The organism is Providencia sp. PROV205, from assembly GCF_028479505.1.
In the GTDB taxonomy this organism is placed as follows: domain Bacteria; phylum Pseudomonadota; class Gammaproteobacteria; order Enterobacterales; family Enterobacteriaceae; genus Providencia; species Providencia huaxiensis.
Genome location: NZ_JAMPNU010000033.1, coordinates 51,503 through 62,704 on the forward strand (window position 1 = coordinate 51,503; position 11,202 = coordinate 62,704).

General features: G+C 38.6%; 7 protein-coding genes. 3 read left to right on the forward strand and 4 right to left on the reverse strand.

The window, feature by feature from the left end; all coding sequences use genetic code 11:
• Positions 1-92 precede the first annotated feature (92 nt).
• Together PR800_RS17740 and acrR are read right to left on the reverse strand one after the other, a co-directional pair.
• Entirely contained in the window at positions 93-446 is a 354-nt protein-coding gene (locus tag PR800_RS17740; protein ID WP_102139400.1) for a DsrE/DsrF/TusD sulfur relay family protein, read from the reverse strand.
• 11 nt (positions 447-457) lie between these two features.
• Entirely contained in the window at positions 458-1,108 is a 651-nt protein-coding gene (gene acrR, locus PR800_RS17745) for a multidrug efflux transporter transcriptional repressor AcrR (RefSeq protein ID WP_102139401.1), read from the reverse strand.
• A gap of 134 nt (positions 1,109-1,242) precedes the next feature.
• Here acrR and PR800_RS17750 point away from each other — a divergent pair, with 134 nt between their 5' ends.
• The 3 genes from PR800_RS17750 (at position 1,243) to PR800_RS17760 (ending at position 6,867) form a co-directional block, all read left to right on the forward strand.
• On the forward strand, positions 1,243-2,430 hold the full coding sequence (locus PR800_RS17750) for an efflux RND transporter periplasmic adaptor subunit (RefSeq protein WP_166265701.1): 1,188 nt from the start codon (positions 1,243-1,245) through the stop codon (positions 2,428-2,430).
• A 15-nt stretch (positions 2,431-2,445) separates the two neighbouring features.
• Positions 2,446-5,604 carry an efflux RND transporter permease subunit gene (locus PR800_RS17755; protein WP_102139403.1) on the forward strand — a complete coding sequence of 1,053 codons (3,159 nt, stop codon included), beginning with the start codon at positions 2,446-2,448 and terminating at the stop codon, positions 5,602-5,604.
• A 327-nt stretch (positions 5,605-5,931) separates the two neighbouring features.
• Positions 5,932-6,867, forward strand: a complete 936-nt coding sequence (locus PR800_RS17760; protein WP_102139404.1) for a two-partner secretion domain-containing protein — start codon at positions 5,932-5,934, stop codon at positions 6,865-6,867.
• Positions 6,868-7,099: 232 nt separating this feature from the next.
• Here PR800_RS17760 and PR800_RS17765 read toward each other — a convergent pair whose 3' ends face one another.
• Both PR800_RS17765 and PR800_RS17770 read right to left on the reverse strand, forming a co-directional pair.
• Entirely contained in the window at positions 7,100-8,485 is a 1,386-nt protein-coding gene (locus PR800_RS17765; RefSeq protein WP_272531205.1) for an SLC13 family permease, read from the reverse strand.
• 381 nt (positions 8,486-8,866) lie between these two features.
• Positions 8,867-11,202 (reverse strand): TcdA/TcdB pore-forming domain-containing protein (locus tag PR800_RS17770; RefSeq protein ID WP_272531206.1); only part of this gene is annotated, 2,336 nt, incomplete at its 5' end.

Genomic DNA, 11,202 nt, shown 5'->3' on the forward strand with positions numbered 1-11,202 from the left:
TACAAATAATTATATTGTTTAATTAAGCAAAGTGCCGATAGTCGCCTACCCACACTTACTTTCACCTAATTAAACATATTTTACGTAAAATATTAGAAAGTTAATACTTTATCTGCCGTTAATGTCCAGCTTGCAAGCTCAACTAACGTGCCTACTTCAACACCATCAGCAAGAGTTAACTCACTTACACCGCGGGCATCTGTACAAGTTTTACATAATTTCACGGGGACATTTTGTGCCGTTAAAATCTCTAACATTTGTTGAAGATTATAGCCTTCTTTCGGCTTTTGAGCAGCCAATCCTGCGCCCACAGCATCTGACATCAGAAAAATTTTTAAATCTAACTGCGGCTCTTGCTCTTTTAACGTTATCGCTAGTCGCAATGAGTTGAACAGTGTTTCACTGCCGTAAGGTGCCCCATTAGCAATAATCAAGATAGAGGTCATATGGACTCCACTTATTCAGTTTGAATTGGTTTTAACCGGATTGTCGTACTACACTTTAGTGTTTCTAATAGTGTATCAACCAATGTAATTGTATGTTGATTAATATTAAAATTTTCTGATTGGAGTAGCCAGTTTTCTAATAAACCAGACATTAATGAACGGATCATAATCGCGGCTGCTTCCACATCAAGGTCAGCAGGAAGTTGACCTGCATCAATACAGGCAGTCAAATTGTCAACTATTCGGCATTGACTCGCAACATAGTTAGCGCGTTTAAAATCAACTAACTCTGCCATTTCACCCACTAATTCACACTTCAAAAAGAAAATTTCCATCAAAGCGCGATTTTTAGGACTTTCAATAAAACCAGTCAAAATATAAACTAATAATTCTCTTAGTATTGAAAGTGGATCATTGGTATATTTAGAACGATAATATTCTTCAGCTTGTATTATTTGGTTATCACCAAATTCACAAGCTTGATAAAAGAGATCAACTTTGTTTTTGAAATGCCAATATATTGCACCTCGGGTAACCCCCGCTGCTTTTGCAATATCGGCTAATGATGTGGCAGAAACTCCTCGTTCAGAGAATGTTTTGATGGCAGCATCTAATATTTCCTGACGGGTTTCTTCAGCCTGTTGTTTAGTTTTTCGTGCCATTGTGACCCGTTTCTATCGAAAGCTGATTTACATACATTCGTGTATGTTTGTACTATAGCACAGTGATAAATCATATTGTTTACCATTTTTCTTATTTTTGTTTTGAACTCATATTGATTAATTGAGGTTAACTTATGCGAAAAAACAGAGGGGTGTTACCTCTGGCTCTGTTAGTTCTTTCAGGTGGCTTGGCTTTATCTGGTTGTAACGATGAACAACAAGGTGGCGGAGAACGCCCGGCGCCTGAAGTAGGAATTGTTACGCTTAAAGCCGAACCTCTGACTCTCAAAACCGAGTTACCAGGCCGTACATCCGCATTTCGTGTTGCCGAGGTTCGCCCTCAGGTTAGTGGCATCATTTTAAAGCGCAACTATAAAGAAGGTAGCGACGTAGAAGCAGGGACATCTTTATACCAAATTGACCCAGCACCATTCCAAGCAACCTATGACAGCGCAAAAGCGGAGCTAGCAAAAGCACAAGCAAATGCAAATCTGGCTGCCTTAACGGTGAAGCGTTATAAACCATTGTTAGGAACTAATTACATTAGTCGTCAGGAATACGACCAAGCGACCTCAACCTATGCACAAGCACTTGCTGCCGTCAAAGCGGCTGAAGCAGCGGTTGAAACTGCACGTATTAACCTGAATTATACCAAAGTTACTGCGCCGATTAGCGGCCGTACTGGCAAATCGAGTGTGACTGAGGGAGCTTTAGTATCATCAGGACAAGCCACTGAATTAATGCGTGTTCAGCAACTTGACCCTATCTATGTGGACGTAACACAGTCGAGTGACGATTTCTTACGTCTGAGAAATGAGATAGCGAAAGGTGCTATACAGCAAGAGTCAGGGCAAGCGCCTGTCCGTTTGATCAATAATAACGGTCAAGAATACGCACAAAAAGGGGTTTTGGAATTCTCTGATGTCACTGTTGATGAAACAACAGGGTCTATCACGATGAGAGCCATGTTCCCTAATCCGAACAAAGAGTTACTTCCAGGTATGTTTGTTCGTGCTGTATTAGAAGATGGTGTTGTTGAAAATGCGATTCTAGTTCCGCAACAAGGATTATCTCGTACGGCTCAAGGAACTTCTCAAGTCATGGTTGTTGGCGCTGAGAATAAAGTTGAAGTCAGACAAGTTAAAGCAGGACAAGCAGTTGGCAACAAATGGCTGGTAACTGAAGGTCTACAAGCAGGTGATCGTGTCATTGTCATCGGCTTACAAAAAATCAAACCAGGAATTGTTGTGAATCCTAAGGAAGCAAACTTAGAAACGCAATCCATAGACAATCAGGCAAAACCTGAAGAAAAGTCTAAATAAGGGAGCGGCTGATTAATGCCTAAGTTTTTTATAGAAAGACCAATTTTTGCGTGGGTAATTGCAATTATCACCATGCTTGCTGGTCTGTTGGCAATTATCCAGTTACCTGTTTCACAGTACCCGACCATCGCGCCACCGGCTGTTTCTATTTCAGCTAACTATCCGGGAGCGGATGCTGAGACGGTACAAAATACAGTAACGCAGGTTATCGAACAGAATATGAACGGTATCGATAACTTGGTATATATGTCATCGAGCAGTGATTCATCAGGTTCTGCTAGCATTACGCTGACATTTGAAGCAGGAACTGATGGTGATATCGCGCAAGTACAGGTGCAAAACAAATTGCAACTGGCGATGCCATTGTTGCCACAAGAAGTTCAGCAACAAGGTATTAGTGTCGATAAATCAACTAGTTCATTCTTAATGGTTGCGGGTTTCGTTTCTAGCGATGGCTCAATGGGGCAATACGATATTGCCGACTACGTAGGGTCAAACATTAAAGACCCACTTAGCCGAGTTAACGGTGTAGGTGAAACTCAACTGTTCGGTACCCAATATGCAATGCGTATTTGGTTAAAACCAGAGCAACTCGTTAAGTACAACATGACCACAACGGATGTCATTAATGCGATCAAGGTACAAAATAACCAAGTCGCAGCAGGGCAACTCGGTGGTTCACCGTCTATAGCAAACCAGCGTTTAAACGTTTCTATCATTGCGCAGACACGTTTGAATAGCCCTGAAGAATTTAGCAATATTTTATTACGTGTAAACCAAGATGGTTCACAAGTGCGTATTAAGGATGTTGCTGATGTCCAATTAGGTGCTGAAAACTATAGTACGATTGCCCGCTTTAATGGTAAGCCAGCAGCAGGTATCGGTATTAAACTGGCAACTGGTGCGAACGCGTTAGACACGTCTAATAACGTCCGTGCTGCACTTGAGGAAATGAAACCTTTCTTCCCTCAAGGGTTAGAGATTGTTTATCCATACGATACAACTCCATTCGTTAAAATTTCAATTAACGAAGTAGTTAAAACGTTAGTGGAAGCAATCATGCTGGTTGTTGTCGTTATGTATTTGTTCCTACAAAACATCCGTGCAACGCTGATACCAACAATTGCAGTACCTGTCGTATTGTTAGGTACCTTTGCTATCTTGTCGGCATTTGGTTATTCCATAAACACCTTGACCATGTTCGCGATGGTACTCGCCATCGGGCTTCTCGTCGATGACGCCATCGTCGTTGTTGAGAACGTTGAGCGTGTTATGCAAGAAGAAGGCTTGTCACCAAAAGAAGCGACCAAAAAATCAATGGGTCAAATCCAAGGTGCATTAGTCGGTATTGCAATGGTTCTATCTGCGGTATTTATCCCAATGGCCTTCTTTGGAGGTTCTACCGGGGCAATTTATCGTCAGTTCTCTATTACCATTGTATCGTCCATGATCTTGTCAGTACTGGTTGCGATGATCTTAACACCAGCACTGTGTGCCACCATGTTGAAGCCAATTGAAAAAGGCAGCCATGGTAGCCAAAAAGGGTTCTTTGGATGGTTTAACCGTACATTTGAAAAACAAGCACACCACTACACCGACAGTGTAAGCCGTATGCTTAACGGCACTGGCCGTTATTTAGTGATTTACTTGCTGTTAGTGGTTGGTATGGCGTTCATGTTCGTTCGCTTACCGTCTTCCTTCTTACCCGCGGAAGACCAAGGGGTATTCTTGTCTATGATCCAGTTACCACCAGGATCAACACAGGAACAAACCCAAGCGGTATTGGATGAAGTAAATAACTACTACCATACCGAAGAAGCCAAAAACGTTGAATCGGTCTTTACCGTAGGGGGCTTTAGCTTCGCAGGTCAAGGACAAAATATGGGTCTCGCTTTCGTCGTTCTAAAAAATTGGAGCGAACGTAAAGGTGATGAAAACCACGTTGATGCGATTGTACAGCGCGCGAATATCGCACTGTCACAAAAACAAGAGGCATTGATTTACGCCTTTAACCTACCCGCAATTGTTGAGTTAGGTACCGCAGACGGGTTTGACTTTGAGTTAGTCGATAAAGGTAACTTGGGGCATGATAAATTAATGCAAGCCCGTAATCAGTTACTTGGATTAGCTGCTCAGCACCCAGAAATGCTTCAAGGTGTTCGTCCAAATGGTCAGGATGATACCTCGCAATACCGTATTTATATTGACCAACAAAAAGCACAGGCTCAAGGTGTTGCTATTAGTGATATCAACGCAACATTGAGTTCTATGTTTGGTGGAAGCTACGTGAATGACTTTATCGACCGTGGTCGTGTGAAGAAAGTTTACGTACAAGGTGACGCAGAAAGCCGTATGTTACCTTCTGACATCAGTAACCTATATGTTCGTAATAACCAAGGTAAAATGGTTCCGTTCTCTGCCTTTATGGACGAATCCAAGGACCCTTGGAAGTATGGTTCACCACGTTTAGAGCGTTATAACGGTGTCCCTGCGATGAACATTCAAGGCCAAGCAGCTCCTGGGAAAAGTACGGGTGATGCGATGCTGTTAATGGAAAAACTCACCACTGAAAACCTGCCTGAAGGAATTGGTTACGAGTGGACAGGTATGTCATATCAAGAACGCTTAGCAGGTAACCAAGCCCCTGCTCTGTACGCAATCTCCTTGATAGTGGTCTTCCTGTGTTTGGCGGCTCTCTATGAAAGCTGGTCAGTCCCATTCTCAGTTATGTTAGTCGTTCCATTAGGTATTATTGGTGCGTTACTGTTTACCAGTGTTCGTGGTCTAGACAACGACGTTTACTTTAAAGTGGGTCTCTTAACAACCATTGGGCTCTCGGCGAAAAACGCAATCTTGATTGTTGAATTCGCCAAAGACTTGATGGAGAAAGAAGGTAAAGGGTTAGTCGAAGCAACGCTGAATGCAGTTAAAATGCGTTTACGACCAATTCTGATGACATCTTTAGCATTTATGTTAGGTGTTATCCCACTGGTGTTTAGTAACGGTGCAGGTTCTGCATCCCAGAACTCAGTAGGTACTGGTGTTCTTGGGGGAATGTTTGCCGCAACCTCATTGGCTATCTTCTTCGTGCCTGTCTTCTTCGTGGTGATCCGTCGCCGCTTTACCAAGAAGTCAGAGGATATTGAACACAGCCATCCACCAACAGCACAATAATTGCTGATAGGTAAATTGAAAAGAGCCACATAAGTGGCTCTTTTTTTTGTGTATTAATTCTAACTTGCTGCAGACCGCCTCCCCTTTCAAGCTAATCAGTATCTGTGCCTTCGCTCTCTTGATAACCCAAATAGAGGCGTCTGATAACCAAAATAGAAACGCCCCTTAGTGCGGCTAGAATGAAAATATCGTGTTTCATCTAGCTCAATGAGGGGCTGCGTATCATATTTTATTAAACCCAGCTAATTTTTGATTAGTAAAATAATCAACTCGGTGCATTATACTTTTAATCATAAAAGGAATTTTTACAGCAAGGAGCTACTAAAAATGAAGAAAACCATATTATTCACTCTATTAACTTGTACTTTGTATCACAATGCATCATTGGCCGAATCCCCTGATATTTCTAAGGCAAAAGTCATCAATATAGAAGCCCCTCTAAAGAACAACATTTCATTTAATACATTTGAAAGTCTCTCATCTAATGACGATGGCTTAATTTTCAATAATGACATTAACAGTAATACTAAGCTTAATAATAAAGCAGCAAGGCTTATTTTTGCAGAAGTCACAGGAACTGAAGCAAGCCACTTGCAAGGAATATTAGGTATTAAAGGGCAACGCGCTAACCTTGTTATCGCGAATCCTAATGGTATTTCATGGAAAGACGGCACCGTTGATAATATTAATAGCCTATCCTTGATTGCCGGTAAGTTTGAAAAAAAATATGTGAAAAACAAAGATAAAGACAACCAACTAGAACTCCAAAAATTGGAGGACTATAACCAATTGAAGTTTTCAACTCAGCCAGCTAGCCAAATCAGTATTAGCCAGCAACAAGGAAACCCAATTCAACTATCAAAGCTAAATGTAGTTGCAGACCAAATAAAGCTGCAAAACTCCCTTAATATCCACTCTGCCATACAAAATTATATCAGCGCATCTGGCAATAGCACCCTTTCCCCTAGTGAAGGCGTTGTCAAATACAGTTCAAAATTCAAAACTGATATTCCATATATTCAAGGTAATCAGTTAGAGCTAAATGAACAGGCTAAATTGACAGGTCGTAATATTGTGCTTGAAAGCCACCAATATCAATGTAAAGACAATTTTCTTTGCCCTCAAAATAAAATAGATATTCAAGGGGTTATAAATACGATGAGTTTCTCTGTACGCGGGGATGCAGACATTACATTTTCAGATAAAGGCATAATAAAAATAGGGAAAAACCAGCAAGCTCTTATTGCTAAAACGGCGCACTAATTTCCATTTGGAGTACAAAAAATAACGGCCTCAAAAAGAGGCCGTCAGACTGCTGACAAACATATTATGTTTGGCTGCAAGTCGAATAGGCTTTGAAAATAAATTAGGAAAATCAATTTGTTGATTTTCGGCTGATAACACAAAGCGGGAAAAACCACGCTTTTATCCCGCTTTGCCAACAACCTTACGGCCTCAAAAAGAGGCCGTTAAGTTAAGATGAATTGATACTAGGTTACATCCAGACAAACCAAGCAAACAATGAAATAACTAGGATACAGGCCACGTTCAATACCGCACCGACACGTACCATCTCAATCTGCCTAATATAACCTGAACCAAACACAATCGCATTTGGCGGTGTAGCGACAGGTAACATAAATGCACAAGATGCACCTATCCCGATAATCATGGTTAAGACAATGACAGGCATACCTAATGCTTCAGCAACTGTTGCAAAAATAGGTACTAATAAAGCTGCACTCGCCGTATTACTGGTAAACTCAGTTAGAATGATAATAAAGGTAGTAACAGCTAGAATAATAACAAACCAGTGGCTTTCACCAAATGTCATTTGCATCCAGTCTGCCATGATCTTACTTGCACCAGAAGAACTCAAGATTGCGCTCAGTGTTAAACCACCACCAAACAGCATCAATACGCCCCACTCAGTATTTTTTTGAATTTGAGACCAGCTAGCAACACCTGTTATACCGATTAAAATGGCAGCACTCATCGCAATAATTGTATCTAAATCTTTTACGCCACCTAATGCATCACTAATAAACGTACTTGTGATCCAACAAACTACGGCTAAAAGGAAAATCGTCATTGCGGTAATACGTTTGCCATTCCACTCAACGTGTTCTAACTCAATTTGAAAACGGTGTTTCAGGTTAGGGCGTAACATCATGTACATCAATACAAACATCATTGGCAGCAACACTACCATGATTGGAATACCGTATTTCATCCACGATAAGAAATCTAAACCTAAAGCTGCAGCTGCAATTGCGTTTGGTGGACTACCGACAATCGTACCTAAACCACCAATACTTGCACTATAAGCAACACCTAATAGAACAAACACAAAAGTGTTGCGCTCATTGCGGACATCGAGATTAGACAGTATACCTAATACTAATGGCAGCATCATTGCTGCGGTCGCTGTGTTACTAATCCACATAGACAGCAATGCGGTTACACCAAACAGTAATAATACCGCTACTGATAAGCGCCCACGAGCAGCCATGAGTAAGCGATTTGCAATTAGCCTATCAAGGCCTTGGATATGTAGAGCTGTCGCTAGCGCAAAGCCACCGAAGAATAAGAAAATGATTGGGTTTGCAAATGATTTCAATGCATCCCCTGTATTCATCAACCCTAAGCCGACTGCTAAGATAGGAATACACAATGCAGTAATGGTGACGTGGATAGCTTCAGTTAACCAAAGCACACCAATGAAAACCATCATTGCAAGACCTGCATTCGCTTTGTCATCGAATGGTAAATATTTTAGTAATAGAATTAATAGTACGATATCAACAGCTAAGATTATCCACCCTCGTTTGTTCGAGGGCGTTGGGCTCACTGATGGTGTTAACGATTCTGAAGCGTCCATGTTTACTCCATAGCTTTGGAAGCAAGTTTAGTTTTAGCGCGTGCATATTGTTAATAGTTATTTATAAGCTGTGAAATATAGAGTTAATTTATTGAGATGAAAATGTGGATAAGTTAAAAGTGCGATCTACCCCGCGCAATTTAATTCATTTTTGATTTAACCAACAAGAAATGCTTCATTTTCCTTACAAAAACCAAGATAAGTGTATCCCTAGCGACACAAAAGACTACAAAGCTAAATATTCAGTCCTAACCACCAGTAAACAATTAAAAAAAAGCGAATTAAAAAATAAAATAAAAACCTAAGCTACATAGTAGATATTTTAATTCAAATTAAGCCGTTTTATTAGCCAGCACTGATGGCGGGCTAATTTATAATAATTTATAGTATATGTCCGATGTGAAGAGGGGGATTTGTTAAAGGGGATTGAACAATACGCTGATTGCTAAATGTACTCTCATCAGTATTCAACGACACTGCTGTGTCTGCCAGTTGTAACAATTGATTTTCATTTCTCAGTGCTATTTCTTCACTACTTTTATCAAGCTTACTGGTTTCGGACAAAAAACCATCAGTAAGCCCATAGCTTTCTACTATCGTTTTTACTTTGATTTCTTCTGTTGAATTTAAAAAACGCAGTTGTAGATGCTGATACTTTTCAGTGTTTGGTTCAAAAGCCTTATTAATTAATAACATACTATTAGTATTGATATCAGTAAGAATAAGGTCATCGTCAAAACGGCTTACAACTAATGTTTCCATATCATCTACAGGTAAAACGAGAGTATCAGTTAAATAATCACTAGCATGATTGTTAATAATAATCACTTGGTAATGTAGCCAAGCCGCTCGGGAAATAATATAGCTATCTTGTTCATTTCCAGCACTCAAGACAATATTTTTGACATTATCAATAACAGGAGGATTAATAATATCTTTTTGATTCCCGCCTTTGATAAGCAATGAAGAAAGAAATTCTTTTTTACTACCTTCTGCATGAGCCATAGAACTGTCGTGATATAAGATTTCATTATTTGAAGTATACATGATCAACCCACTTGCTAATCTTTTAACTGTTTCAAATCTCATGTTAGGGTATATTTCATACAAAGATGGTAATGAAGCAGGGTTATACATTTTATTTCCAGTAAAGGCTTTATCTAACTCTTGAGTCGTTGCTAAAGGTTGCCAATAAAGTCGCTTACTTGACATATCATAAATAATAGCAGCAGAAGATTTTTCATCTACTCCTAAATATTGTAGTGTATTTTTAGAAGATAACTGGTGAGCTATAATAATATTTCCATTATCATACCAAGCAGGTATCACCTCATTATTATGCAACTTTTTAATCCCAAGTAATAAATATAAACCATTCTTATTATTTACTTCTTTTAAACTTTCCCACCAAATCGTTTTTTTATCAAACCAGTTTTCATTTATAGCAAAATTTTTCATTTCTCCTTTAGCTGAAACTTGGCTAACAATACCATCTTTATTAATAACAAGGAGTATCCCGTGAGAAAAAACAATGCTATCTACATTAGAAACTTCAATGCACTTAACTTGTTGTTCAACTATTTGAGATATATTAGGAGACGCACCAACCTGACGATAAATCCGGCTCTTATCTCGACTATAAAAATAAAATACATCATTACCCTCTTCATCAATTAGACTAGCGACTAATATAATATCTTTAGGTTGATTTAATTTATTGGAGTTAACGTTTTTTTTGTCAATAGAATCTAAATAGGAAATGACATTTGACTTAATAACCGTGCCATCTTCATATTTTAACCAATAATGATAAACGTTATTATTCTTATCAACACCGGTAATTAATATTATTTCCGCAAAATTTGATGAGTTTGCATTATTATCAGTAACTAGTTTTTCATGATCACTCACTGACAGAATATACTTATCTAAAACCTGTTCTAACATTTTTTTAGGTATTTTATCTTGCCCTTCAGATAATTGGTAGTGTGTTAACTCATCGACAAAAACACCAATAAATATAATACTATCACCATCAATCATGTAGGTCACAACTTCCGGTAAATCATGACCTTGATAACGACATGAAAAATAAACAGCTCCATTATTTTCCCATATATTTATTAATTCAAAAGACTTACCCTGATTATTAACTAGCATATATTTGCATTTTATTTTATTATCAGAGCCAGTTACCCATATTAAATTGTATTTTTTAGAATAAAAATAAAACGAATCACCAAGAATAACAAAAGAGTCTGCACTATTCGTTTTATCATCAGAATAATGAGTGAAAATATAATGACCTGTAGATGTTTGATAAAATGCACGCCCCACATTCCTTCCATTATATTGATAGTTTTCAATTATTATATATTGACTATTAAACTTGTGTTGAGAATTTAATTCATCCAAATGTTCAGATAATCTATCACTTTTACCTATCCACTTATTACCATCTTCACTGATTAGATAGTAAGTTAAATTCAAACAATCAATCTTATAAATTTCATTTTGACTATTAATATACAATATATTATCTTTAGGCATTGAGGATGAAAAATAAACTTCCACTCCAGAAATAATAACTTTATCATGGTGAATTATTATTTCATCATTTTCAAAAAATGTTCCATCAATCAACCAATTAGAAGGTGATATAGAACCAGACTCATCAAACAATGTAATTTTAGTTCCTAATTGAGGTGCTATTCTAT